The sequence below is a fragment of the Halomonas sp. R57-5 genome, from assembly GCF_900070345.1.
In the GTDB taxonomy this organism is placed as follows: domain Bacteria; phylum Pseudomonadota; class Gammaproteobacteria; order Pseudomonadales; family Halomonadaceae; genus Vreelandella; species Vreelandella ventosae_B.
This window is the reverse complement of record NZ_LN813019.1, coordinates 2,309,210-2,333,846: the sequence shown is the minus strand read 5'-3', so window position 1 is coordinate 2,333,846 and position 24,637 is coordinate 2,309,210. Positions and strand designations below refer to the sequence as shown.

General features: G+C 55.7%; 20 protein-coding genes. 4 read left to right on the top strand and 16 right to left on the bottom strand.

Annotation, left to right across the window (positions count from 1 at the left end; translation table 11 throughout):
• Positions 1 to 83 precede the first annotated feature (83 nt).
• A complete protein-coding gene (gene mfd, locus HALO_RS10665) occupies positions 84 to 3,533 on the top strand; it encodes a transcription-repair coupling factor (protein WP_172821671.1) in 3,450 nt (1,149 codons plus the stop codon).
• A gap of 93 nt (positions 3,534 to 3,626) precedes the next feature.
• Complete coding sequence (locus HALO_RS10660) at positions 3,627 to 4,796, top strand: L,D-transpeptidase family protein (RefSeq protein WP_050713413.1); 1,170 nt, start codon at positions 3,627 to 3,629, stop codon at positions 4,794 to 4,796.
• A gap of 186 nt (positions 4,797 to 4,982) precedes the next feature.
• Here the strand turns inward: HALO_RS10660 and HALO_RS10655 are convergent, their stop codons facing one another.
• The 6 genes from HALO_RS10655 to HALO_RS10630 all read right to left on the bottom strand — a co-directional run bounded on the left by HALO_RS10655 (position 4,983) and on the right by HALO_RS10630 (position 12,825).
• Positions 4,983 to 5,246: an Lpp/OprI family alanine-zipper lipoprotein gene (locus HALO_RS10655; RefSeq protein WP_022523170.1), complete on the bottom strand. Its 264-nt coding sequence runs from the start codon at positions 5,244 to 5,246 to the stop codon at positions 4,983 to 4,985.
• A gap of 230 nt (positions 5,247 to 5,476) precedes the next feature.
• Positions 5,477 to 6,115, bottom strand: a complete 639-nt coding sequence (locus HALO_RS10650) for a L,D-transpeptidase family protein (protein WP_035579831.1) — start codon at positions 6,113 to 6,115, stop codon at positions 5,477 to 5,479.
• Positions 6,116 to 6,269: 154 nt separating this feature from the next.
• Complete coding sequence (locus HALO_RS10645; protein ID WP_035579834.1) at positions 6,270 to 6,734, bottom strand: hypothetical protein; 465 nt, start codon at positions 6,732 to 6,734, stop codon at positions 6,270 to 6,272.
• 40 nt (positions 6,735 to 6,774) lie between these two features.
• Positions 6,775 to 7,236, bottom strand: coding sequence for a DUF6586 family protein (locus tag HALO_RS10640; RefSeq protein ID WP_035579836.1), 462 nt, complete (start codon positions 7,234 to 7,236; stop codon positions 6,775 to 6,777).
• Complete coding sequence (topA, locus tag HALO_RS10635) at positions 7,233 to 9,860, bottom strand: type I DNA topoisomerase (protein ID WP_050713412.1); 2,628 nt, start codon at positions 9,858 to 9,860, stop codon at positions 7,233 to 7,235. Before topA ends, HALO_RS10640 begins: the two co-directional genes overlap by 4 nt.
• 313 nt (positions 9,861 to 10,173) lie before the next feature.
• Entirely contained in the window at positions 10,174 to 12,825 is a 2,652-nt protein-coding gene (locus tag HALO_RS10630) for a DUF3141 domain-containing protein (RefSeq protein ID WP_050713411.1), read from the bottom strand.
• Positions 12,826 to 13,071: 246 nt separating this feature from the next.
• On the opposite strand from HALO_RS10630, the gene HALO_RS10625 reads away from it, so the two are divergent.
• Together HALO_RS10625 and lipA are read left to right on the top strand one after the other, a co-directional pair.
• Positions 13,072 to 14,058 (top strand): LysR family transcriptional regulator, encoded by a 987-nt coding sequence (locus HALO_RS10625; protein WP_035579843.1) that lies wholly within the window; start codon positions 13,072 to 13,074, stop codon positions 14,056 to 14,058.
• 176 nt (positions 14,059 to 14,234) lie between these two features.
• A complete protein-coding gene (lipA, locus tag HALO_RS10620; protein ID WP_035579845.1) occupies positions 14,235 to 15,299 on the top strand; it encodes a lipoyl synthase in 1,065 nt (354 codons plus the stop codon).
• 52 nt (positions 15,300 to 15,351) lie between these two features.
• Here lipA and lipB read toward each other — a convergent pair whose 3' ends face one another.
• From lipB to nadD, 10 genes are all read right to left on the bottom strand, one after another.
• Positions 15,352 to 16,014 (bottom strand): lipoyl(octanoyl) transferase LipB, encoded by a 663-nt coding sequence (lipB, locus tag HALO_RS10615; protein ID WP_442906066.1) that lies wholly within the window; start codon positions 16,012 to 16,014, stop codon positions 15,352 to 15,354.
• Positions 16,015 to 16,016: 2 nt separating this feature from the next.
• Complete coding sequence (locus tag HALO_RS10610; protein ID WP_035579852.1) at positions 16,017 to 16,328, bottom strand: HP0495 family protein; 312 nt, start codon at positions 16,326 to 16,328, stop codon at positions 16,017 to 16,019.
• 77 nt (positions 16,329 to 16,405) lie between these two features.
• On the bottom strand, positions 16,406 to 17,620 hold the full coding sequence (locus tag HALO_RS10605; protein WP_035579853.1) for a D-alanyl-D-alanine carboxypeptidase family protein: 1,215 nt from the start codon (positions 17,618 to 17,620) through the stop codon (positions 16,406 to 16,408).
• A gap of 97 nt (positions 17,621 to 17,717) precedes the next feature.
• Positions 17,718 to 18,755: a septal ring lytic transglycosylase RlpA family protein gene (locus tag HALO_RS10600; RefSeq protein ID WP_035579855.1), complete on the bottom strand. Its 1,038-nt coding sequence runs from the start codon at positions 18,753 to 18,755 to the stop codon at positions 17,718 to 17,720.
• Positions 18,752 to 19,792: a lytic murein transglycosylase B gene (gene mltB / locus HALO_RS10595; protein WP_050713410.1), complete on the bottom strand. Its 1,041-nt coding sequence runs from the start codon at positions 19,790 to 19,792 to the stop codon at positions 18,752 to 18,754. The genes HALO_RS10600 and mltB overlap by 4 nt, the downstream gene beginning before the upstream one ends.
• A gap of 94 nt (positions 19,793 to 19,886) precedes the next feature.
• The gene (rodA, locus tag HALO_RS10590; protein ID WP_050713409.1) at positions 19,887 to 21,047 is read right to left on the bottom strand and encodes a rod shape-determining protein RodA; all 1,161 of its coding nucleotides are present in this window, start codon (positions 21,045 to 21,047) and stop codon (positions 19,887 to 19,889) included.
• A gap of 3 nt (positions 21,048 to 21,050) precedes the next feature.
• The gene (mrdA, locus tag HALO_RS10585) at positions 21,051 to 22,958 is read right to left on the bottom strand and encodes a penicillin-binding protein 2 (RefSeq protein ID WP_035579862.1); all 1,908 of its coding nucleotides are present in this window, start codon (positions 22,956 to 22,958) and stop codon (positions 21,051 to 21,053) included.
• Positions 22,959 to 23,046: 88 nt separating this feature from the next.
• Positions 23,047 to 23,514 carry a 23S rRNA (pseudouridine(1915)-N(3))-methyltransferase RlmH gene (gene rlmH, locus HALO_RS10580; protein WP_035579866.1) on the bottom strand — a complete coding sequence of 156 codons (468 nt, stop codon included), beginning with the start codon at positions 23,512 to 23,514 and terminating at the stop codon, positions 23,047 to 23,049.
• On the bottom strand, positions 23,511 to 23,897 hold the full coding sequence (gene rsfS / locus HALO_RS10575; protein ID WP_007112938.1) for a ribosome silencing factor: 387 nt from the start codon (positions 23,895 to 23,897) through the stop codon (positions 23,511 to 23,513). The genes rlmH and rsfS overlap by 4 nt, the downstream gene beginning before the upstream one ends.
• A gap of 87 nt (positions 23,898 to 23,984) precedes the next feature.
• Positions 23,985 to 24,635, bottom strand: coding sequence for a nicotinate-nucleotide adenylyltransferase (nadD, locus tag HALO_RS10570; protein WP_035579869.1), 651 nt, complete (start codon positions 24,633 to 24,635; stop codon positions 23,985 to 23,987).
• Between the last annotated feature and the right edge of the window lie 2 nt (positions 24,636 to 24,637).

Below are 24,637 nucleotides of genomic sequence, written 5' to 3'. Positions count from 1 at the left end.
TACCATCCGTCGCGGCACTCTAACTGAAACGGGTGATCGTGTATGATCTCCCTTCCGTTTCAGCGCAAAACGATATCTTGCTTATGCCGACATTCTCACTGCTCGAACCGCCCCAGCCTCAAGGGACTCGCGATACGCTCTACTGGACATCGCCGCCGGGCAGCGCGACGGCGCTGGCACTCTCCCGCGTTGCTGCTAAAGCCCCCCTATTGGTGATCACTCCCAATACGGCCAGCGCCCAGCGCCTGGAACAAGATCTCTACTTCTATAGCGATGTACCGGTACTGCCTTTCCCCGACTGGGAAACGCTGCCCTACGACAGTTTTTCTCCCCACCAGGATATTGTCTCGGCCCGGCTGCGCACCCTGCGTCAGCTGCAAGATGGCGTGCGCGGCATTGTGCTGGTGCCGATCAATACGCTGATGCAGCGCTTACCCCCAGTTGAATATATCGCCGGTCGGGTAATGACGCTTAAAACCGGCGAGCGATTGGATCGCGAAGGGTTTCGTGAATCGCTCTCTCGGGCGGGCTATCGCGCTGTCGAAACCGTGTATGAGCCCGGCGAATACGCCATGCGCGGTGCGCTAATCGATCTGTTTGCCATGGGCATGGACGAACCGATCCGCATTGATCTATTCGATGATGAGATCGACTCCCTGCGCCACTTCGATCCCGGCAGCCAGCGCTCTACCGACAAACTAGACACCTTGGAGCTGCTACCCGCACACGAATATTCGTTAAGCCGCAGCGCTATTGCCTGTTTTCGCGAGCAGTTTGAGACCCTGTTCGACGTTGACCCCCGACAGTGCCCGCTCTACAACGATGCCCTGAAAGGCATTCCGTCACCGGGGCTTGAGCACTACCTGCCGCTGTTTTTCGAGCAGACCGCATCACTGTTTGACCACCTGACGGACGATACCCGGGTAGCGCTACTGCCAGGCGTTTTTGATTCCGCAGAGCAGCACTGGCAATCAATTGACGCCCGATACGTTAACTTGGGCGTTGACCCCACACGACCGCTGCTGCCCCCGCACCGGGCATTTTTTCCGGTCAATGACGTATTCTCGGCAATTAAAGCCCGACCACGTATCGAACTTACTGAGGATACCGAGCAGCGCCACGCGCAGCAGCCTGAAGCCGCGCCGCTCCCTACGCTGTCTATTAATGCTCGCGCCAAACAGCCGTTAGCCGAGCTGTCGGCGTTTCTGCACGCCCACGCTCAAACCCGGGTGCTGTTTGTGGCGGAGTCGCGGGGCCGGCGTGAAGCGCTCGAAGAGATCCTGGCGCCTCTCGGACTCGCACTACCCCATACCGATAGCTTCCACGATTTTCTTGCCAGCGGCCAACCCTATGCCATCACCGAAGGCTTGGTGGATAGCGGCCTATGGCTGAATAACCCAAGCGTTGCGGTGATTAGTGAAACCGAGCTGTTTGGCGACGTGGTACGCCAGAGTCGACGGCGCGAAAAAGCCACCGACGACAACGAGCTTGCGGTACGTCATCTGTCGGAGCTGCGCGAAGGCGCGCCAGTGGTTCACCAGGCCCATGGCGTTGGCCGCTACCTAGGACTGGAAACCTTAGAGGCCGGTGGCCAGGCGAATGAGTTCCTGGCGCTCTCCTACGCCGATGGCGCCAAGCTTTATGTGCCCGTCGACAGCCTGCATATGATCTCCCGCTACAGCGGTGCCGGTGATGAACTGGCGCCGCTGCACAAACTAGGCTCGGATCAGTGGGAAAAAGCCCGCCGTAAAGCCGCCGAGAAAATTCGTGATACCGCCGCGGAATTGCTGGATGTCTACGCCCGCCGGGAAGCCCAGCAAGGGGTGGTCTACGAAGCGCCAGGCGAGGAGTACCTGCGCTTTGCAGGCAACTTCCCGTTTGAGGAAACCCCCGACCAGCACGCGGCAATTGAAGCGGTGATCAGCGACATGACCTCGCCACAACCCATGGATCGCGTAGTGTGTGGCGACGTCGGCTTCGGTAAAACCGAAGTCGCCATGCGGGCGGCGTTTCTGGCCGTGCAGTCTGGCCGTCAGGTGGTGGTTCTGGTACCGACTACCCTGCTGGCGCGCCAACACTTCGAGAACTTCCGCGACCGCTTTGCCGATACCGCCGTCAATATTGGCCTCATCTCGCGCTTTACCAGCGGCAAAGAGGTCACCCAGACGCTCGAGAGCATTAAAAGCGGCCAAACGGATATCGTCATCGGCACCCACAAGCTGCTCGCTAAAAGCGTTGAGCTGCCCAAAATGGGCCTGCTGATCATCGATGAGGAGCACCGCTTTGGCGTTGCGCAAAAAGAGAAACTCAAAACGCTGCGCGCTGAAGTCGATATTTTAACGCTGACCGCCACCCCCATACCGCGCACGCTGAATATGGCCATGAGCGGCATCCGTGATCTGTCGATCATTGCCACGCCACCCGCTCGACGCCTCTCGGTCAAAACCTTTGTCCAGCAGCACGACGCCAGCATCATTAAGGAAGCCCTGCTGCGCGAAATACTCCGCGGGGGCCAGGTTTATGTGTTACATAACGAAGTCAAAACCATTGAGAACAGTGCTGAAAAGATCCGTGAGCTGATCCCCGAGGCACGCGTGGGCGTTGCCCACGGCCAGCTTCCCGAGCGCAGCCTGGAACGCATAATGTCGGACTTCTACCACCGCCGCTTTAACGTGCTGGTATGTTCGACCATTATTGAAACCGGCATTGATGTGCCGAGTGCCAATACCATTATTATTGAGCGCGCCGATAAATTTGGCCTGGCGCAACTGCATCAGCTGAGGGGCCGGGTTGGGCGTAGCCACCACCAGGCTTACGCTTACCTACTGACCCCGCCACCCAAAGCGATGACCCGCGATGCCATCAAACGCCTGGAAGCGATTAGCGCTTCGGACGATTTAGGCGCAGGGTTTACCCTGGCCAGCCACGATATGGAAATCCGTGGCGCAGGCGAACTGCTAGGGGATGAACAGAGCGGCCAGATGGAAACCATCGGCTACACGCTCTATATGGAGATGCTGGATCGTGCGGTGAAGGCCATTCGCGCCGGCAAAACGCCCAATATCGATGCACCCTTCAATACCGGCGTGGAGATTAACCTCAACCTGCCCGCACTGATCCCCAATGATTACATTCACGATGTCCAGCAGCGGCTGGTGATGTATAAGCGGATTGCCAACACCCAGAGCGATAGCGAGCTTAAAGAGTTACAGGTTGAGCTAATCGACCGCTTTGGCTTGCTACCCAACCCGCTGAAAAACCTGATTCGCCAGACCAAGCTGCGTCACCGTGCAGAGCAGCTGGGTATCAGCAAGATTGAGGCCGGTGAAAGCCGCGGCAGGGTGTTGTTTGATAGCAGCACCCAGGTGGATCCATTAACCTTGGTGACACTAATTCAGACCTCTCCAGCACATTACCGTTTAGACGGTTCTGACACCTTACGGTTTGAATTACCAATGGAAAGTGTCGACAAGCGCTTCCAGCAGCTTGAGAACCTACTTAGCACCCTTAATCAAAAAGTAGCGGCGGCGTGACGCATGGGGCAAAATTGCCAGTAGCCAGCCGCTAATTAGCAATAGTGGCCCCACAACGCGCAGCAGCAGTGAATCAACACATTAGGAACGACCATGAACATTCGCAATACCTTTACCCTTTGGGGCCCCACCAGCTTGGCCGTGCTATTAGCCGCCAGCCTGATTAGCCCCGCTTATGCGCAGCCGGTTGACGAGCAAGCCGATAACTCAGCCCAGGCGCAAGAACAGCAGACGCAGGAACAACCAGAAGAGGCCTCACAAGAGCAGGCACAGGAAGTCAGTCTCGACGCCGTCGATAGCGCTGCTCAGGTTGCCGACCGGGACGAGCTGCCCCGTGGCCACTTTCGCCTCCCTGAAAATGGCGATGTGATTGGCGAACGCTACACGGTCGTCGTTGAAGACCCCAAGCAAACGCTGATTGATATCGCCCGCCGCCACAACATTGGCTATGAAGAGATCCGCATGGCCAACCCGGGCGTCAGCCTATGGGTACCGGGAGTAGGCACCGAGGTGGTGATCCCCACCCAATACATTCTGCCGCCCGCGCCGCGCGAAGGCGTTGTCATCAACCTTTCTGAGCTGCGCCTCTACTACTACCCTGCCGACAAGCCCGGTATCGTCGAAACCTACCCGGTCAGCGTAGGACGTGAAGAGTTTGCCACCCCTGTGGGCATCACCCGCACCACGGTTAAAGTTAAAGACCCCGCCTGGGCTCCACCGGCATCTATGCGTCGCGAAGCAGCCGAACGCGGCGACCCAGCGCCTTCCGTAGTGCCACCTGGCCCTGACAACCCCTTAGGCGAGCACGCGATCCTGCTGGCGATGCCGAGCTATCTGATTCACGGCACCAACCGTCCCGATGGCGTGGGCATGCGAGTTAGCCGTGGCTGCATTCGCATGTACCCGGAAGATATCAAATCGCTTTATGAGCGCTTGCCCAGCGGCACTCAGGTCAACCTGATGGATGCACCCTTCAAAGCGGGCTTTGCTGCCGACGGCACGCTGTTTGTACAGTCGTTTCCGCAGCTGGAAGAGAATGTGGAAGGCTTCGAGCCACTGCTTAACGCCCTGGAGCGCGTCACAGAGCTGACTGACAACGACGCTGAAATAGACGCCGAACGGATTCAMCGCGCCGTAGAAGCCCCTGACGGTCAATTTATCGCCCTCTTCGGCCCGCAGGCTCCTGAGCCAGAACCCGAGCCTGTTGAACTGATCGACGAACTTAAGCTCAGCGTCAATCAGGACACTGATAAAGACGCCTAAACGACGCCCCTGCAGTATAAAAGCAACAAAAAACCCCGCCGAAGCGGGGTTTTTTGCGTAGCTAGTAAAATAACCTAATTGTCTGACGCCTTAACTTACAGCGCCCTCTTTTCGATGTATCCACTAACTACATTTTCCAGCAACTGCGAAGAGAGCCGGGCGACCCCCTGAGCAGCCCAAGCAGAATTACTTCTGCATGGAGCGCTGGAACATACGGTTCATTTCTTCACGGTTCTGCTCAGACATCTGCAGAGCAGCCTGCGCATCGCGCTGGGCTTGGTTTGCAGTGTTCATTGCTTGTGAAGCCATGCTACGTGCTTCTGCAGCGTCAGCCTGTGCAGATTCAGCAGTCATGCGAACTTCTTCCAGCGCGCTGGTAGAAGCACAACCAGCAAGAATTGCCAGTGAAGCGGCAGCAGCAGTCATCTTCAGAGTAGTTTTCAGAGTCATAATGTTCTCCTTGAGTCGTCCTTGGGTACTACGTTAAGGGTATGACAAAGGTAAGGCTAGTCACTTAAGTCAGAATAAGTTCTTAGCTTAAATTTGTCTACCTGCGGTGCAGGTTCTTTTCAGTGACTTGTGCTGCAAAGCACGCAAGTCAAACGCTGTTTTATAATAGACTACAGCGGTTGTCTATAGCCACTTATTTAAAACCTCGAACTTCCATCAACGGCAACAGCTTAACGGATCACTACACGTGTGCCAACACCCACTAGCTCGGTCAAGCGATCAATTTGCTCGTTAGTCACAGCGACACACCCTTGGGTCCAATGATAGCGCCCGTGAATATCGGGATCCGCGCTACCCAGACCGTGTATCCCGATCGCTCCACCCAGTGCGGTGTTTTGCGGCGGGTGGCCGTAACGTCGATAGTAGTCGAAGTAATCATCATAGTCAGCTTGGGAATAAATGCCTTTTTCCAGCGCCATTCTCGCATGCAACGGCGTTGGGTAATCAATGCCAATGAATGTACGCCACTGGCTTTCATAATTAAAACGATTGACATGAAACTCGCCCATGGGGGTCACATTATCGCCGCGCACACGCTGGGTTTTAGCCCCCGCGCGGCCAAGCGAGATGGGCGCAAACCGCTCCAGTAGCGCATTGCCACGGAAGACGCTAAGAGTCGCCTCTTTATCATCCACCAGCACCCACAGCTCGTTGCTATGGCGCGGCACATGGGCGCGGCTAAGCATTGTCTCTATAAGATCAGTTGAGGCAGACTGACCGGGCCCGGCAGGCGCGGTGACGGCAGCGCTGGCCACGGCCGGCAAACTCAGTACCATGGCTAAAAATCGGCGGCGATTAACTAAAAACATGAAAGCTCTCGAAACAGGTTAGCCCGTGATTGACCGACTGGGCACATCTGGTGGCTGTTATACCTTATTCCCACATCCGCCGTTAGTAATTTCGTCATGGTCACGCCTGACGCACCCCATAAGCCATTAGCTACAAACGACTGATAGAGACCCATTAAACGCCCTGCAACTCTTCCATACTGGCCACTATATGGCGTATTTCAGAATTATGCCCTTGAGCCAGAGCGTTGAAGAATTCCTCTTCAGGCTCAATTTTCGCACGCGAAGCGCGATGTTCGTAAAGCCCTTGAAGGCGCTGGTGCGAGGACGTTGCTGTCCTCATCGCATCCTCTAAGGAGCCGGCTATCGTTTGCTCTGCCAGGCGATCCAGTTCAGGCGGCTGGGGAAAATCGCTCGAATCATCGAACCATAATTCCAGCACCTCTGACTGATCAGAGCCGTCATGAAAGAGCTCTTCAAGGCCCGTTTTCATCTTTAGCTCGCGGCTGGCCAGGTAATTAAAGGCCATCTGTAGGCGTTCATTGTCCGCTTTACCAGCGGCCTCGCTATACTGTTCCGCCATCCGCGCATGAAAACCAGCGGCCCATTCGACTAAATCTTTGACTTGGTTGTAGCGCATTATGATCTCCTTTCCTGACTACTTGAGCGTTGCCTAACTCTCACCACTCCAAACTGGTTTCGCGCAGCGCATCAATTTCACGCTTGGCGGCCTGGAGATTATCCAGCAGCGGCTGACGCAAACCGGTTGAGTTACCCACTGCAATCATAGCCGGGTTGTGCGTCGGACGCCGCGCGGCTCCATCGTCACTATGCAGACGCTCAAGCTGCACCACCAACCAATTCAGCCAGCTTTCCGGCTGAGCCGCTAAGTCGCGCAGACGCTGTAATTCGGCTAAAGCAGGGCCTTCCTGGGCTAGCAACACCGTCCAACGGTGGTCAGATAAGCGGGCGTGCTCAGTAACTTCTCGCAGCAGCGACTCCAGTGCCAGCTCAAAAAGCGCTAAAGCACTCTCCTCCAGCGCCATTTGCCGCGCCGGGGCATGTTCATCATCCCCCGCCGGCAAAGCAGCTAATAGCTCCGCTTGGTAGAGCAGCTGGTTGGTTCGAGACCGTGCATTCACTTGCGCTTGTCCTCCACGTGCCATTTACCGGCAYCAAACATAGCCTTCCAGCCGGTGGCCTTGCCATCTTCGTCGGTCATCACGTACTGCTCTTTACTCTTACGCGAGTAACGGATCTGCGCCGGGCGGCCATCGGGATCTTCGCTGGGTGCCTTGAGAATAAAGTGGTACTTCTCAGGCAGCTCATCGGCGTGCGCTTTAAGCTCTTTCACCAGCGGCGGTCGCGTTTCACGATTTTTCGGAAACTTGCTGGCGGCCAAAAACAGTCCGCTTGCTCCGTCACGTAGCACATAGTGGKCGTCAACTTTTTGACAAGCCAGCTCCGGCATGGGAATCGGATCCATTTTCGGCGGCGCCACTTCACCACTCTTCAACAGCTTACGGGTGTTCTTACATTCGCTGTTGGTGCAGCCAAAATACTTGCCAAAGCGGCCAGATTTCAACTGCATTTCAGAACCACACTTGTCGCATTCGATAATTGGGCCGTCGTAGCCCTTGATCTTGAATTTCCCGCTCTCCACTTCGTAGCCGTCACAATCGGGACTATTACCGCAGATGTGAAGCTTACGCGTTTCATCGATCAGATAGTTGTCCATCGCCGTGCCACACTTATGGCAGCGACGCTTGGCACGCAGCGCATCCGTTTCGGCCTCTTCGCCCGCGTCTTCGGCCACCGCCTCTTCGCCTGGAATCAGGTCAATGGTGGTTTTGCAGCGCTCTTTGGGCGGTAGGTTATAACCGCTACACCCCAGGAAAACACCGGTAGAAGCGGTACGAATCTGCATATGACGGCCACAGCTCGGGCAGTCGATATCCGTTGGCACCGGCTGATTAGGCCGCATACCATCTTCGCTCTCTGCCTTAGCCAGCTCTTCACGAAACTCGCCGTAGAAGGCATCCAACAGGGCCTGCCAGTTACGCTCGCCTTCAGCGACTTCATCCAGGCCATCTTCCATGCGAGCGGTAAACGAAAAGTCCATCAAATCAGGGAAGGACTCTTTCAACCGCTCGGTAACGATATCGCCCAGTTTTTCGGCATAGAAGCGGCGGTTTTCCAACTTCACATAGCCGCGATCCTGGATCGTCGAGATAATCGAAGCGTAGGTAGAAGGACGACCGATCCCCTGCTTCTCAAGCTCCTTCACCAGGCTTGCTTCGGTGTAGCGTGGAGCAGGCTTGGTAAAGTGCTGCTGGGGGTCGAGTGCTTCCAGCGCCATGGGCGTGCCCTTAGGCAAGTCAGGCAGGCTCTGATCCTCATTTTTACCGCTGGGCTTCATCACCCGGGTGTAGCCATCAAACTTCAGCACGCGACCTTTTGCACGCAGTTCATAGCCATCAACTTCCACACTGAGCGTACTCGACAGGTACTCTGCAGGTGTCATTTGGCAAGCCACAAACTGACGCCAGATCAGCTCATAAAGGCGTTCGGCATCGCGCTCCATTCCGGCCAGGTCGGACGCTTTACGTTCAACGCTGGAAGGGCGAATTGCCTCGTGGGCCTCCTGGGCACTCTCTTTGCTGCTGTAGCGGTTCGGCGCTTCTGGCAAGTAGCGCTTGCCGAACTCTTCACCGATATAACTGCGCACACCTTCAACCGCATCTTTCGATAAGTTGGTTGAGTCGGTACGCATATAGGTGATGTAGCCCGCCTCGTAGAGGCGCTGAGCCATGGTCATGGTCTTCTTGACTGAGAAGCCTAACCGGCCACTCGCCGCTTGTTGCAGCGTAGAGGTAATAAAGGGCGCCGTGGGTTTTGAGCTAGTCGGCTTATCTTCCCGGGAGGTAATTGCCAGCTTGGCTTTGCGAAGCTGCTCAATACGCGCCAAGGTGTCTTTTTCGGAGGTGGGTTTAAAGGCTTTGCCATCCTGGCGTACCAGGGCAAAACGCACCAGCTCACCCTCGGGCGAGGCTAAATCCGCGTGCACATCCCAAAACTCTTCAGGAATAAAGGCGCGAATTTCACGCTCGCGCTCGACAATCAGACGTACCGCAACTGACTGTACACGGCCAGCCGACAGCCCACGCGCCACCTTCGCCCACAATAGAGGCGAGAGCATAAAGCCCACAACACGATCCAGGAAGCGCCTTGCTTGCTGCGCTTCCACCCGCGGTATATTGAGTGCCCCAGGTGCCTTGAAGGCGTCCTGAATAGCGTTTTTGGTGATTTCGTTAAACACTACGCGCTTGTAACGGCTGTCATCGCCACCGATGGTCTCGCGCAGGTGCCAGGCAATGGCTTCCCCTTCGCGGTCCAAATCCGTTGCGAGATAGACAGCGTCAGCTTTTTCAGCCAGCTTCTTTAGTTCGGCAACGACTTTCTCTTTTCCGGGCAGCACCTCATAGTGGGCTTCCCAGCCGTTGTTGGGGTCGATCCCCATGCGCCGAATCAGCTGATCCTGGCTTTTACGCTTTTTATATTCTGCTTTCTCTTCCGCCGACATCTTGCGTGTCGCTGCGGCTTGGCGCGCGCGCTCCTTGGGATCGGAGGCTGCCTTACCTGAGCCGCTGGTCGGCAGGTCACGAATGTGACCCACGCTCGACTTCACGATGAAATCGTTGCCGAGATATTTGTTAATCGTCTTCGCTTTCGCTGGCGACTCGACGATGACCAGTGACTTGCCCATAGTGCTCCACTTTCCTAATGCACGGGCTGTCTAGCGCGTGCTCTGAATTCGGTGCCGTATCGCCGGGATGAAACCGCCCGTCAAAAAGATACGGATGAAAAAATGCGCCTACCCTACCCCAGCCCTAAGCTAAGCGCCAGTAGCAACCATGGCGTAGGGAGAATCCGTAGATTTTAGACAACCAAGGTTATATTTCAGGTAAATAGTAGCTAGACACTAGACTGCCACCAGCATTACAGCAACCCAAAAGCGATTGAGACAAACAAAGCGCCCCCACCAAATAGGCGGGGGCGCAGTGAGCTAACGCACTGTTTTAGCGCTTACGCGGGGTCTTTCGACGACCGGTAGTGCTAGCGGGCTTTGCCGTTGGCTCAGCTGACTCCTCGCCATTGGAAGAAGACTTAGAGGTCGTTTCAGCGGCTGGCTTAACTGATGCCAACTTAGCGGCTTCTGCGGGCTTAGCTTCTGCGGGCTTAGCTTCTGCGGGCTTAGCTTCTGAGGGCTTAGCTTCTGCAGGCTTAGCTTCTGAGGGCTTATTGGCTGCTGGTTTAGCGGGCGCAGCGGTCGCTTTAGGCTTTGTAGCCGCTTTAGGCTTTGTAGTCGCTTTAGGCTTTGTGGCCGCTTTAGGCTTAGCAGGCACGGCTTCAACCTTGTCGGCTGTCTTCTGGGCAGCGGCGGGTTTAGCAGTTGCTACTGGCTTACTGGGCCTGGCTTTATCAAACAGCGCTTTAACTTGGGCAAAGCGCTCAGCGGTATGCTCTGATAGCTCCCCGCTAGCGGCGAACACGTGCTCCAGGTGGCTAATATGGCCATCGATATCGTCATTACTCTGCCCTGAGAGCAAATCAGGTAGCGAATTCAACGCCTGTTCGCGATCCAGCTTTAAGATAAAGAACTGCTCACGTACCAGGTTTTTAAAATCACTCAGTTCAATACCAGGCTCAAGTTCTGCGCGCGAAGCTCTCAAACGCTTAAAGTTACGCTCATCCGTGGCTGGAGCACCGCCCAGCACGTAGATAAGCGAGCGCATCACCGCTTCATGGGCACTACCCTTGGCAATTTTCTCACGCAGCTCTTCCTGACGCTGCTCAATGAAGCGACGATGCTCAGGCTCGGCCCCTGGGCGGCGACGATGCACATGGGCATCGCCATATAGGCCAACGGCAGCCTGCAACAACGGCTGACCGTAGATATCCATAAACATTTTTTCGGTGTTGCTATCACGCAGATCGCGCATCGCGTTGAGGCCTGCGACCAGTTGGTCAGAACCCATGGTCTCAAGCGCTTTAAACAGATTGTCTTGAGATACCGGATGACGATTTTTACGCACAGCTTCCGCCATTACCGGTAGCGGCACTGAAAGCGGATTGCGGTCAGAAAGCAGCTTATAGCCCAAGCGGATCGGGTGCATACGACGAATAAAGCGGGCAGCTTCCGGCGTCATAATGGCTTTTAGCCAGGGCTGCAGAAAGAGCCGGTACATCCCCAAATTGATTTCCGAGATCCGCGCCACGGTGGCAAAACGACGGTCATCCTCCGGCTTGTGCATTACTGCCTGATCTAACTCTTCAAAGTTACGCGGCATAAATTCAAGCAGATAATCACGCTCGAACAACTCAGCGTCTTCGCCCTTCTCTGCCGGAGATATGGAGGTTTCGTACAGCCCAGGCGGCAGCACGTCGATGTAATCCATATTGGCAGTGAATTCGGTATGCTCTTTGCGCGATACGCTGCCCGAAACAAATATACCTAGATGGCCGGTCGTATCATGCTGGCAATAGACGATGGTTTGCTCATTGGCAATGATGTCATCGGTGTTTTCATATAGATCACGAATCCAGCCCAACGCTTGAGGCGGCGGGGTAATATCGTCGCCACGCGAACAGAACACGACCACCGGCGAGCGCACATTGCGCAGGTCGATGCGGCGCCCATCACGGGTCACCAGCTGTGCGGTAGAGAGTCTATTGCCGACAAACAGGTTATCGACAATATACTGTATCTCTTCACCGCCCAGTACGACATGACCGCCCCACCAACGTTCAAAATCGAGGTATCGGCCCGCTTCGGTATCGATGTTGTCGTAAAGGTGGTACTGCTTTTTCCAGTAGGTATTAGCCGGGTTCAAGCGCTCGAAGTTCTGAACCAGCCACGCGCCGTCAAACAGGCCGTCACCAATATCACTCGTCAGCGCGGTAATCCAGCTGCCCCCCGCCATACCGCCGGTATAGCGCATGGGGGCTTTGCCGTGCTCACCCGCCCAGTAGGAAAGCGGGGCGCCGGCAATCAGGATAGGCCCAAAAACGTCCGGCTCTAACGCCGCCGCCATCATGATTTGCCAGCCCGCCTGACAATTGCCCACCACCATCGGTTTTTCGGTGGTTTCGGGATGAAGCTCAATCACATGGCGAAGAAAGGCAATTTCCGACTCAACTACGTCTTCGACGGTTTGGCCCGGCTCTGGAAACGGCAAAAAACCAATAAAATAGCAGGGGTGCCCCGCTTTGAGCGCCACGCCCAACTCGCTGTCCGGCTTAAATCCACCAATCCCTGGCCCGTGCCCCGCACGTGGGTCTACCACCACAAAAGGACGCTTCTGTGGATCAATTTCCGTCCCCTCGTGGGGCAGCACGCGCAGCAGCTCGTAGTTGGTTGGCCGGGGTAGCGTTCGGCCATCCATCAGCACTTCGGTATCAAACCCCAACACATTGGGCTTGGTTTGCTCCATGTGCTCAAGGTATTGATTACCCCGTTCGCGCATCACGTCCAGATACAGAACGCTGCGCTCCATGCTATCGCGCCAGTAACCAAAGGCAGCGCGCCCAAATCCGAATGGGTCGAACAACGCTGAGAGCGCCTCGCCACCTGGCACCGCGGTGGAAGCATTTTGATGTTTCGACCACGCGCTTGTAAAAGCGCTGGCTGGAAACAAAGAGCTGGTCAGAGGATTGGCAAGAAAGTTCATAGGGTCTCCCATTGGGTTGATGCACAGGCACCAGACCCGAAAGCAATGATGCTGCAATGCAATATAGTCTAGGCCACTACGTGCGCGGCGTCGATCATTAACCCTGACAATTACGCCTTATGCGACTAATGAGGCCCTGTTTAGGCAGTGCCAAAGATTCAGTGGTAGCATGCTTTGCCCTGGCGATGAAGCCTGATTTTGATATTAATTCCTACGTCGATATAGGACGTTGACTACGAGGTTGCCATGTCATCCCCTAATCTGCTCAATCGCCTCACATTTAGACAGCTACAGGTCTTCCAGGCAGTGCATCGGCAGCGCTCCTATTCGCGCGCGGCTGAACAACTGGGGCTAACCCAGCCGGCGGTGAGCGCGCAAATACGCCAGCTTGAGCAGGCCCTGGGCCAGCCACTGTTTAACTACGCGGGCAAAACGCTCCACTCGCTACCTGCCGCCGACACCCTCGCCCACTCGACGCGAGAAATTTTTGGCCAGCTGTCGCGGCTGGAAATGAACTTATCGGACATTAACGGCAAAATAAGTGGCGAACTTAATATCGCCGCGGTTTCCTCGGCCCAATATGTAGTGCCCTACCTACTCGCCCGCTTCCGCGCTCACTACCCTGAGGTGCACGTGCGCTTAAAGGTGTGCAACCGCCGCCAGGCACTTGAACGGCTGACCGAGCAGCAGGATGATCTGGTCATTATGGCAATGGTTCCTGAAGATGACCGCTTAGTCGTCATGCCGATTATTGATAACGAACTGATCGCCGTTGTCTGGCCAGAGCATCCACTGCTTTCAATGCCCCAGCCCTCGTTAGCAGACTTCGCTCGTCACTACGTGCTAATGCGCGAACCCGGCTCTGGCGTGCGCAATGCCTTTGAGCAAATGGCCGCCAACCAGCAGATCGCCCTTCCCCACTGTATTGAGCTAGGCACCAATGAAGCGATCAAAGGCGGTGTTATGGCCCACTTGGGGGTCGCCGTACTGCCGCGTTTGGCGGTACAGCTGGAGCTAGAGCAGGGGTTGCTTTTTGAGCTGGGGCTACCCGACTTCCCCATCCACCGCTCTTGGTGCACGGTCTATACGCGGGAGCGTTTACCTACTCCGGTTGCCGAGCTTTTTTTAAGCTTTGTTCGTGAACACTTACCCGACTACCGCCGCCATTTCCAGGCACCTTCAAGCCCCTTGCCCAGCCACGGTGTCGCCTGTTTACCGATACTTTCACCTTGAAGGCGAGTAACGGTTTACGGTGTCTTGTAGACAACGAGATATGTTACATTAGTGGTAACTAGCGCGATTAAATCTCGGGCGTACTTCGTATTAATTAGGTAACAATTGGCAGGCTTGGAAAGGTCAACGCCCTTTCATGCCTTCGGCATACCGCACAGAAGAGAGGCTCTGTCCCTATGAGCAATAACCCCTCGCAGCGCGTGTCCAGCGGTGAAAAATACCGTAATGAACATGGCATGTCGGTGATCAAGGATGGCATGAAGCAGCGCAAAGCGCAGCCAGAGGCCCCTTCTGTTGAGCTTGAACGCAAACCCAAGTGGTTACGGGCACAGATCCCAGGGGGCGAACGCTTTGAGGCGGTCAAGAAAAACGTCGCCACCCATCGGCTAAGCACCGTTTGCGCCGAATCCCACTGCCCTAACATGGGTGAGTGCTGGAGCAACGGCACCGCCACTATCATGCTAATGGGTTCGGTATGTACCCGCGCCTGTCGATTCTGTGCGGTGGATACCGGCAATCCCCAGGGGTGGCTAGACCACGAAGAGCCTGAGAACACTGCCAAGTCGGTTGAGCTCATGGGGCTGCGTTATATCGTACTCACCTCGGTTGACCGTGACGACCTCGACGACGGCGGTGCCAACCACTACGCCAACTGCATTCGTGCAATCAAGGCGCGCACGCCAGAAGTGGTAGTAGAAGCTTTAACGCCCGACTTTGACGGTGAACTGACCGCGATCGAACGCGTGGTCGATTCTGGCCTGCAGGTATTTGCCCAGAATGTGGAGACCGTCGAACGGCTAACCGGCCGCGTGCGTGACCGGCGTGCGGGCTACCGTAAAACCCTCGATGTACTCGCCCATGCCAAGCGCTACCGCCCTGACATCATCACCAAAACCAGCCTGATGCTGGGCCTGGGTGAAACCGACGAAGAGATTTTGCAAACTTTTGACGATCTTCGTGAGATCGGTGTGGATATCGTCACACTCGGTCAATACCTACGTCCGACCAAAAACCACCTATCGGTGGAGCGCTGGGTGACGCCTGAAGAGTTTGATCGCTACCGCGAGATTGGCCTGGAAAAAGGCTTTATGGAAGTGCCGTCTGGCCCGCTGGTACGCTCCAGCTACCGCGCGGATCGCGTGTTTGAGAAAAACAACCTAGGGCTCGCTTCACCTGCAGCGATTCCCGGTCAGGAGCAGGAAGCGAACCCCAACCTGATTCCGGCAATGAACGTGGGCTAAAACCCAACCGCTCAAGCCGCTATCAACCACTATAAAGAGGGCAACCCCTTCTTTATAGTGGCCATTCCTGACCTGTTACCAAACCACGCTTTAAACGCATCGCTAATGCTTCGGCCAGTTGTTCCCCTACCCGATGGTCGCTTGGCAATACCACCAAGTCAGCCAACTTCGTCATCGGCATACCCGCATAGCCGCAGGGGTTAATGCGCAAAAAAGGCGCTAAGTCACCGTCTACATTTAACGCCACGCCGTGAAAGCTAGCGCCCCGCCGAATACGCAGGCCAAGTGAAGCGATCTTCGCCTCACCTGCTTCCGTCATCACATAAACACCGGGCGCATCGGGCCGTGCTCGGGCGCTCACCCCATGGTGGCTCAACACATCAATCACGGCATTCTCCAATGCAGTGACTAAATCACGCACACCTATTTTACCCCGCCGCACGTCCAGCAGTGGATACAGCACCACCTGCCCAGGCCCGTGGTAAGTGACTTGCCCCCCGCGATCAACGTGCACTACCGGAATATTACCGGGCAGCAGAAGATGCTCAGGCTTGCCAGCCTGCCCTTGGGTAAACACCGGGTCGTGCTCGACCAGCCAGAACTGATCAGGGGTTTGCGCATCCCGTGTATCGGTGAGCGTACGCATCGCCTGCCAAACCGGCAGGTAGGCTTGGTGTCCCAAATCGTATAACTCAATCGGCACGGCGTTGTCCACGCTCACACCACCATATGCACACGGCCAGTAGCTTTGAGATCCTCAAACAGATCTTTAATATGCTGCTCTCCGGTCGCTCTAATCACCACACGTACCGATTGAAAACGGCCATTGCGGCTGTCGACCACCTGCATCGCTGTTGCATCGAAGTCGGGGTCGTGACGCACAATTACCTGGCACACACAGGCAGGAAAATCCTCGGCGGCATCACCGACAACTTTTAACGAGTAATTACAGGGAAAAGTGATCTTAGGCGGCTCCTGAGCCGCCGGTTGGCGCAAATCACGCAGCCCCTGAGGAGCATCTTTTTTCATAACAAGCCTATTTCGCAAAGATACCGCTCACTACAGAGACACGATGGAACTCATCAGTGTTCAGATCGTAGAGCGGATTAATCGGTAAAATTACTAATCAGATTACTAAAGAAGCGCTGCACCTGATCGAACAGGCGCTTGAAAAGACCGCCCTCTTCGATGTTTTCCAGCGCTACTAAGCGACGCTCACCGACCACTTCGTCACCTAAATGCACTTCCAGCGTACCAACCTCGTCGCCAATGGCAATCGGTGCCTGCAGGTCTGGATTGAGGTTCAGACGCGCACGCAGCTCTTCGTTGCGGTTGCGAGGCAGGGTCATAAACACTTCTTCATCGACACCGACACGCAGTTCATTGATATCGCCACCCCAAACCCGTGGCGTTGCCAGTACGGCACCGCGCTCATAGAGCTTCATGGTTTCGAAAAAGCGGAAACCGTAGCTGAGCAGCTTTTGGGTTTCTTGGGCGCGCGCCTCATCAGAATTAGTACCCATTACCACTGAAACCAAGCGCATGTCGTCACGCTTAGCTGATGATACCAAGCAGAAACCCGCTTCCGTTGTCCAACCGGTTTTCAGACCGTCCACGGACGGGTCACGCCACAGCAGACGGTTGCGGTTGGGCTGATCAATACCGCCATAAGAGAACGTTCGATGGGAGTAAATTTCGTAGTGATCGGGGTAATCGTTAATGATGTGCTGAGATAAACGTGCCAAGTCATGGGCCGTTGAGTAGTGATTCTCGGCGGGCAAGCCAGTGGCGTTCTGGAAGTTGGTGTTATTCATACCCAAACGCGTGGCATGCTGGTTCATCAGATCGGCAAACGGCGCCTCACCACCCGCCAAATGCTCTGCCATGGCAACGCTGGCATCGTTACCAGAGACAATAATGATGCCGTGGAGGAGATCGTCCACCGACACTTGATCGCCCACCTCAATAAACATTTTCGAGCCACCGGTGCGCCAGGCATTCTCGCTAATATTAACCATATCGGTGAGATTAATGGTGCCACGATTGAGCTCACGCTCAACCAAGTAAGCGGTCATCAGTTTGGTCAAACTCGCCGGTGGCAAACGCTCATCGGAATTGTGCTCGGCCAAGATACGGCCACTGTTAGCATCCATCAGAATCCACGAACTTGCCGCTAACTGAGGGGCTGAAGGGATAATGTTCTGCGGCTGTGGAATTACCGGTTGAGGCGTTGACTGGGCACTGGCGGGCACGGCAACAGTCGCCATAACAGCAAAGAGGCACAGCCGTGCAGAGCGACCAATGGATGTAAACACGTTCATAACGTCAGTCTCACTTACTTGAAAGCTTACTTGAAAAGCTTATTTGTAAAAAACGGTGGCGCGTAAGACGCGCCACAGGAAATAAACAGGGGGTGAATTATCGCACAACAAAGACCTGGGGGAACCCTGCTTGGCGCAGTGTTTCTCGCGCTTGAGGTTCTTGGCTTGGAGCGATGGGCCCCACTTGAACACGATAAACGTCAGCGTCGCTCATAATGCGCACCGCGTGGGGCTGCTCACCTTGCAAACGCTGCTGCAACTGCTGAGCGCCTTCAGAATTACCCAGCGCCGCAATCTGTAAATACACAGCGTCGCCTGCTTCTTCTTGGCTTGGCGGCGACTGAGGTGCTGGTGCTTGTGGCGATGGAGCGGCCGAATCTGTTGTAGGCGCCGCTGGGCGATCAGCCTCACGGGGAGTGTTTGCAGCCAATGGCCGTGCCTGTTCAGATACCCTTGCTTGTTCGGATGCCCTTGGCTGAGGAGCAGCGTTGCCACCCCCACCATGTTCGGCTAGCCACTGCTCAGGGTTGATCGCTTCAACTTTAACGGATCCGGTACCATTATCGAGAAAGCCCAGGCGTGCAGCGGCAGCGTAGGAGAGATCAATCTCCCGGTCACTATGGAAGGGACCACGATCATTCACTCGGACGATGACCGATCTCCCGGTATCCAGGCTAGTCACCCGCGCAAAGGTGGGCAGAGGCAGCGAACGGTGCGCCGCCGACATTTTATACATGTCGTAGATTTCACCGTTTGACGTTGCGTAACCATGAAATTTTTCGCCATACCAGGATGCCGTACCGCGTTTCTCATAGCCCGTTGCATCTGGCAGCACGTGGTAGGTTTTACCCCACACTTCATAAGTTGATCGATTGCCTGCACGGGAAGGCTGCTCAATACGTGGCTCAGCGTCAGGCACCTTGGCAACATCCGGTGGCTCGAGCGGGTAGGCGTCACCGCTCATGGCATAGCGTCCACCGCTAGTGTTGGCCGCCGCTGGAGCAGGTGCTGACGCTTGATTAGCGGAGCTGGGCGCGTCTACTCGCTGAGTATCATTACTAGCACAGCCGCTGACCAGCGCTAATAAGGCAATCGCGCCGCCCGCTCGCTGGGTCATCGTCAGTTTGCTTTTCATGCCCCGTCCTCGTGTAGCTTATCGTGCCGTTCGGCAATCGCTTCGGCCAACTCAGCGACGGCCATGGCATAGAGGTGACTATGGTTATAGCGGGTAATCACATAAAAATTATACTCGCCAAACCGGTAACGCGTCTCCCCATCGGCGAATTCAAGCGCCAGGGGCACCACCCGCAAACTATCATCGAGTGGCTCGTCAGGCTCAAGCCCATGCGTGGCCAACTGTGCAACACTCACCGCGGGAGGCGATGTTTGATTAAAAGAGAGCTCCTGCAGAAGTTCAGCTGGCATGACGTCGGGCCCACTGGCCTGGTGGTAGATATTACCCTCCGGCTGCCAGTTGTGCTCGGCAAAGTAATTGGCAACGCTGCCAATGGCATCGACCGGATTTTCCCAAAGATCCCGCCGTCCGTCGTCGTCAAAATCGACGGCATAAGCTTGATAACTGGTGGGAATAAACTGTGGGTAGCCCATGGCGCCCGCGTAAGAGCCCCGCTGCTCGGTAGGGKCGACCTGCTGCTCATAGGCGATGCGCAAAAAGGCCGCTAGCTCGCCGCGAAAAAAGGCCCCTCTCGCCGGGTGATGAAACGCCAGCGTGGCCAGCGAGTCCAACACGCGATGCTCGCCTTTGTGCCGTCCATAGTAGGTTTCAACGCCAATAATGGCGGTAATCACTTCAGCGGGTACGCCGTAGGTGCTTTCCGCTCGCGCCAGGGCGTCAGCATGCGCGTCGATAAACGCTACGCCTTCGTCAATACGCTGCTGAGTCAGAAAAATAGCGCGGTATTCATGCCATTTTAGGCGGCGCTCAGCGGCCCCTTCCATCGCATCTAGCACGCTTTGGGTATAATTCGCCTGTTGCAGAGTTTCTTCGAGCCAAGCTTGAGGCAGGCCTTGCTCGACCAGCTCTTCCATTAGCGCCTGACTGTCAGCATTTTGTTGGGGTGCAAAGTCCTGATCGGCAAACGCCGCGGTCGTTACCCAACACATCAGCGCGGCCAACACATAACAGCTCGTCTTCCCTTGCACCTTGTTCATTGGTTCTCCACTCCTGAGCTATTCATTCCAGAATTCATCCATGCCTGAGCTTTCCATTGACGAGCAACAAAGGCGTTTGAGCAGGGCAATGTCGCTAGCGCGACAGCAGCCGACGATGCGCATGTATCGACATGAGAATACCGAAACCCGCTAACAAGGTCACGCTTGAGGTGCCGCCGAAACTGACCAACGGCAGCGGCACGCCCACTACAGGTAGAATGCCACTGACCATGCCCATATTGACAAACACGTAAATAAAAAACGTCAAAATAATACTGCCCGCCACCAAACGACCAAAGGTGTCTTTAGCCGTGCTCGCCATCCAAAGTCCACGGCTAACAATTAATAAATACAGGCACAACAGAACCAACATACCCACCAGGCCAAACTCTTCACCCAAGACGGCAATGATGAAATCCGTGTGCCGTTCAGGCAAAAACTCAAGCTGTGACTGGGTACCCTGCAGCCAACCTTTGCCCCATAGCCCGCCACTGCCAATGGCCGTGGTCGACTGAATGATGTTCCAACCAGAGCCTAGCGGGTCGCTTTCAGGGTTTAGAAACGTCAACACCCGCTGGCGCTGGTAGTTATGCATATTCATCCACAGCAGCGGCACAGCCGCCGCCCCCAACGCGGTAATAAAGCCAATTAAACGCCACGACAAGCCCGCCAGCAGCACCACAATCAGGGCAGCGCTAGACACCAGCAAAGAGGTACCTAAATCAGGCTGGATCGCCGTTAGCACCACAGGAACGCCAATGATGACCCCGCACACCACAATATCGCGCAGGCGCGGCGGTAATTCGCAGCGATTAAGATAGGCCGCGACCATTAACGGGGCCGCCAGTTTCATCATTTCCGATGGCTGAAAACGAATCACCCCAGGAATCTCTAGCCAACGCTTCGCCCCCATCCCCACATCGCCGACCACATCAACGGCCACCAGCATGGCGACGCCAACGCCGTAGGCCAGCGGCGCCCAGCGTAGAAAGGTAGACGGAGAAAATTGGGCAATAATGACCATTCCCACCAATGCAATGCAAAAGCGCACCCCCTGGGCTATCACCGCATCAATGGATTGACCGGACGCGCTGTACAGAACGACTAACCCGCTTCCCATGAGCAGTAGCAGCAAGCCAAGCAACCAGGGATCAAGATGGACCCGCTCCCAAATACTTTTGCGCCGGGCGATGCCACTTTCGGGCGGGCGTACAGGGKGACCACGCATCGAGCGGGCTATGTAATGCCAAGGCATGGCTTAGTTACCCTCCACATTGGCATCATCTTCCTCTAACACTTCACGCACTTCCTCGACGTCAGGAGCCTCATCCTCAAGTAACCAGGCATCAGTCATTGCACGGGCCAAATGGGCCGCGTGGGTACTGCCACCGCCGGCGTTCTCGACAATGACAGACACGGCAATCTGAGGATCTTCCAGCGGCGCAAAGGCCATAAATAGTGCATGGTCACGTAACCGTTCAGCCAGCTCATCGGCGTTGTAACGCTGATCCTGCCCGAGCGAAAAGACTTGCGCTGTCCCCGATTTACCGCCCATGCGGTACTCAAGGCCCACMCCGGTGCGACGTGCAGTGCCTTCCGTGCCGCTAATGACTTTCTCCATGCCGCTGAAAACTCGATCCCACCAGCTGTCGTTGGCTAGTTGAATATCATCTAACGTATCCGGCAGATCATGCGGGACGGGAGTATCACCAATTTCACGGGCCAGCCTCGGCTTCACCCAGTGGCCGCGATTGGCCAGGGTTGCCGTAGCGCTGGCCAGCTGAAGAGGCGTCACTTGCCAATAGCCTTGCCCGATCCCCACCGAGAGGGTTTCACCGGGGTACCAGGGCTGGTTAAAACGCCCACGCTTCCAATCTCGCGAAGGCATTAACGCGCCGCTCTCGCCCTGCACGTCATGGGCTACACGCTGGCCAAAACCAAAATTGCTCATTTGATCATGTAAATCATCGATGCCTAAATCGTGCGCAAGGGTATAAAAATAGGTGTTATTAGATACCGCTAAAGCGCGTTCTAAATCTACCCGCCCGTGCCCCCATCGCAACCAGTTGCGATAGCGGCGGGAATCATTGGGTAATTGGTAATAGCCAGGATCGTTGATGGTACTGTCTGGGGTGATAACCCCTTCGACCAAACCGGCCAGCGCCAGGAAGGGCTTAATGGTAGAACCCGGCGGATAGTGACCACGTGTCGCACGGTTAAAAAGGGGCAAATCAAGGTCTTGCTGCAAGCCGCGGTAGGAGGCGACATCAATTCCGGTGACAAACTGATTACTGTCAAACCCCGGCGTCGATACCATGGCAAGAATTTCACCCGTTGCTGGCGCAATAGCCACGATAGAACCGCGACGACCATCCAGCAATTCATAGGCCAGCGTCTGCAGCGACTTATCCAGCGTTAAGGTCAGGTTCTTCCCTGGCACCGGGTCGGTTCGACTAAGCTCCCGCAATACCCGGCCTCGGGCGTTGGTTTCTACTTTGCGCAGGCCTGCCTGACCGTGCAGCTCCTCTTCATAAAAGCGCTCAACACCGGTTTTACCGATAAAGTGGGTACCCGCGTAACGACCCGCATCCAGTGTTTCCATCTCTTCGGCATTGATCCGCCCAACATAGCCCAATGTATGCGCCATGATTTCGGCATCGGGATAAAAACGCAGCGGCTGAGCCTCTATTTCAACGCCAGGCAGGCGGTAGCGGTTTACTGCAAGGCGGGCAATTTGCTCTTCGCTTAGGTCACTGGTGAGTAACGCGGGCTGGAAGGGGCGCTGGCGTTGGCGAGAACGCACATTGAACGCCTCAATCTCTTCTTCAGGCAGTTCGAGCAGGTCGACCAACAGCGCCAGGGTTTCATCTAGGTTATCGACACGCTCGCGCACCAACGTAAGGTTGTAAGTGGGCCGGTTTTCAGCCAGCAGCACGCCGTTACGGTCATAGATCAAGCCACGATTGGGCGGTAACGGCTCAACGCGCACTCGGTTATTTTCGGAACGCGTGCTGTACATATCATGCTGAACGATCTGTAAATAGATTAGGCGTCCCGTAAGCAGACCTGCAAGCGTCAGCACCACTAACACCGCCAGCAACGCTCTAACACGAAAAATACGCAGTTCTTGCTCGGAGTTTTTTAGCGTGTTGGGGCGCTTGAGCATGGCAACGATGACTCTCAAATCAAACAATCAAATCAAACAAAGGGCACAGCAGGCTACAACAGTGATCGCTCACCGTCTCAGTCAGCCGTTAGCGGTGATAAGGATGACCTATCAGTAGTGTCCAGGCGCGGTAGAGCTGCTCGGCCAGCATAATCCGCACCAGCGGGTGTGGCAGCGTTAACGGAGAGATCGACCACGTTTTATCAGCCTTCGCAGAGAGCGAAGGCTCAAGACCATCAGGCCCACCCACCAGCAAGACGATATCGCGCCCAGCCATGCGCCAGGCATCGGCTTCTTGCGCCAGCTGTTCGGTGGTCCAGGGCTTACCTTTGACTTCCAGGGCAACTATGTATTCGTCACCACGCAGCTTATCGCGAATACGCTGTGCCTCCTGGGCACGCGCTTTCGCGATATCGGCATTTTTACCACGCTGGCCAAGGGCAATTTCTTCTATCTCGAGATTAAAATCTCTTGGCAGCCGCTTGCGGTAAGTATCGACGCCCTCTTCTACCCACCCAGGCATTTTACTTCCCACCGCCAACAGCCGGATCCTCATGACATGCCGGCTCGCTCTTGAAAGCGCTCAAGGGACTCGCCAATGGCACCCGAGTCACTGGGTAGGTCGGCCCACAAGCGCTCTAAGTCGTAGAGAGTGCGTGCCTCAGGCATCATTACGTGGACAACAACATCGCCCAGGTCAACCAGCACCCAATCAGCGTTATCGCCACCTTCAACGCCCAGCGGCCCAAGCCCTGCGGCCTTGGCTTTTTCCACGACGTTTTGTGCCAGCGCCGCCACATGGCGTGTTGAAGTGCCGCTGGCAATCAACATGAGGTCGGTAACCTCGGTTAATTTAGCGACATCCAACTGCGTAATGTCACGTGCTTTCAGTTCTTCTAGCGCGTCAACCGCTAGATTTTTCAATGTATCGATGTGCATGACTCCTAAAGACAACCTTATTGGTTAATCGGTCAATAAAGCCGGCCATTGTAACGGCTTCTTTGATGACTGCCAGCGCTATTCGCGCTATCGATAAAGACCGCCCTGCTCAATGGCCTGTTCGACGGGGTCTGGCAGCAAATAGCGCACGCTTTTACCCGCCTCCAAACACTCACGAATGTAGGTCGCAGAGATCGCCATCAACGATGGCAGTTCCAACGGTAGGTAGCTTCCGTAGGGCCGCTGCATTAATGCCTCTACGCTATCGACTCTGCGATGCTCCACCAGTTCCGTTAATGATGCCGGCAGCGCATCGCCATAGCCAGGCCTGGCAATCACCACCAGGTGGGCAAGCTCAAACAGGCGCTCTGGCTGATGCCACTGGGCGAGTCGTAAGAAAGCATCAACCCCAATCGCCATCACCAAACGCGCCTGTTCACCGTATTCGGCGCGCAGCTCGGCCAGCGTATCGGCACTATAAGAAGGTCCATCGCGGCGCAGTTCGCGGTCATCGGCGACCAGCCCCGGGGTGCCCGCGATGCCCGCTTCTAACAATCTCAGACGCTGCTGTGCGGAAACCTGGGGCTGCCCACGTAACGGCGGCTGCTGGGCGGGTATCATATGCAGCCGATCAAGCGACAGCGCCTCATGCAGCTCTACCGCACTGCGCAAATGACCCAAATGAACAGGGTCAAAGGTGCCACCTAACATGCCAATACGTTGCTCCGTTTGACTCATAC

What these genes read in the sequence shown, in the direction of transcription:
- rsfS (WP_007112938.1), bottom strand. Translation starts at nt 23,897, where the DNA reads ATGCACATCGATACATTGAAAAATCTAGCGGTTGACGCGCTAGAAGAA.
- HALO_RS10645 (WP_035579834.1), bottom strand. Translation starts at nt 6,734, where the DNA reads ATGCGCTACAACCAAGTCAAAGATTTAGTCGAATGGGCCGCTGGTTTT.
- HALO_RS10605 (WP_035579853.1), bottom strand. Translation starts at nt 17,620, where the DNA reads ATGAACGTGTTTACATCCATTGGTCGCTCTGCACGGCTGTGCCTCTTT.
- mfd (WP_172821671.1), top strand. Translation starts at nt 84, where the DNA reads ATGCCGACATTCTCACTGCTCGAACCGCCCCAGCCTCAAGGGACTCGC.
- HALO_RS10630 (WP_050713411.1), bottom strand. Translation starts at nt 12,825, where the DNA reads ATGAACTTTCTTGCCAATCCTCTGACCAGCTCTTTGTTTCCAGCCAGC.
- HALO_RS10650 (WP_035579831.1), bottom strand. Translation starts at nt 6,115, where the DNA reads ATGTTTTTAGTTAATCGCCGCCGATTTTTAGCCATGGTACTGAGTTTG.
- HALO_RS10600 (WP_035579855.1), bottom strand. Translation starts at nt 18,755, where the DNA reads ATGAAAAGCAAACTGACGATGACCCAGCGAGCGGGCGGCGCGATTGCC.
- lipA (WP_035579845.1), top strand. Translation starts at nt 14,235, where the DNA reads ATGAGCAATAACCCCTCGCAGCGCGTGTCCAGCGGTGAAAAATACCGT.
- HALO_RS10625 (WP_035579843.1), top strand. Translation starts at nt 13,072, where the DNA reads ATGTCATCCCCTAATCTGCTCAATCGCCTCACATTTAGACAGCTACAG.
- HALO_RS10655 (WP_022523170.1), bottom strand. Translation starts at nt 5,246, where the DNA reads ATGACTCTGAAAACTACTCTGAAGATGACTGCTGCTGCCGCTTCACTG.
- rlmH (WP_035579866.1), bottom strand. Translation starts at nt 23,514, where the DNA reads ATGAGGATCCGGCTGTTGGCGGTGGGAAGTAAAATGCCTGGGTGGGTA.
- HALO_RS10610 (WP_035579852.1), bottom strand. Translation starts at nt 16,328, where the DNA reads ATGAAAAAAGATGCTCCTCAGGGGCTGCGTGATTTGCGCCAACCGGCG.
- nadD (WP_035579869.1), bottom strand. Translation starts at nt 24,635, where the DNA reads ATGAGTCAAACGGAGCAACGTATTGGCATGTTAGGTGGCACCTTTGAC.